This window comes from Oleiphilus sp. HI0128, assembly GCF_001635365.1.
Genome location: NZ_LWGG01000217.1, coordinates 1 through 663, shown reverse-complemented (window position 1 = coordinate 663; position 663 = coordinate 1). Strand labels below are relative to the sequence as shown.

The window sequence follows — 663 nt, the reverse complement described above, 5'->3', positions numbered from 1 at the left end:
CTGAAGATCGTTTAGTGCAGGCGATACAAGACAACCCGAAGGATTTGGAGAACTTATTGCTGCAAACTTTGCCCATCAACGAAACTGTGCAAAAAGAATTCTGTGTCTGGCGAGACTTTTGGCAGCGGGCCGGAGATTCTCAAGCTTTGCAGCAAACTCAAACACACTGGATAAAGGACTGGGTAGCCGGTATTTCCGGTTTCATCGAGAAAGCACAGGCGGCCGGTGAACTCAGACCGGATCTAGATGTACAGTTAGAAGCTGAAATGTTGGCCACTTATGTGGATGGTCTGGGTCTAAAGGCGTCATTGGCTCCCAAAGATTGGCCTGTAAAGCGGCAGAAGCAACATGTGAGTGCGTATCTGTCACGGCTCTATTGACCGCTGATCCCCGAAATTCTTTTTTTAAAATCACACTACCTTCTTGTTATCTTCGGAAATCAGATAAATCGAGTTCGAATCTTGTCTGTTTTAGAAGTAGGACACACAGTTCGAGCCCGTCCTGTGAATTTAGGAGATCGACTGGAGAGGATTGGACGACGTCCTTAAATATCAACTCGATTGCCTTTTATGTCAATTAATGCCGACGCTACGCGGGTATATTTTCACCCTACTGCGAAGTGACGCGGCTACAGGTGCGATCCAATAGAAATCGATTTAATAA

Annotated in this window: 1 protein-coding gene; it reads left to right on the top strand. The window is 46.0% G+C overall.

Annotated elements, in window-relative coordinates; all coding sequences use genetic code 11:
• A partial coding sequence (locus A3763_RS02870) for a TetR family transcriptional regulator C-terminal domain-containing protein (RefSeq protein ID WP_197482712.1) occupies nt 1-380 on the top strand: 380 nt, incomplete at its 5' end.
• Nucleotides 381-663 lie beyond the last annotated feature (283 nt).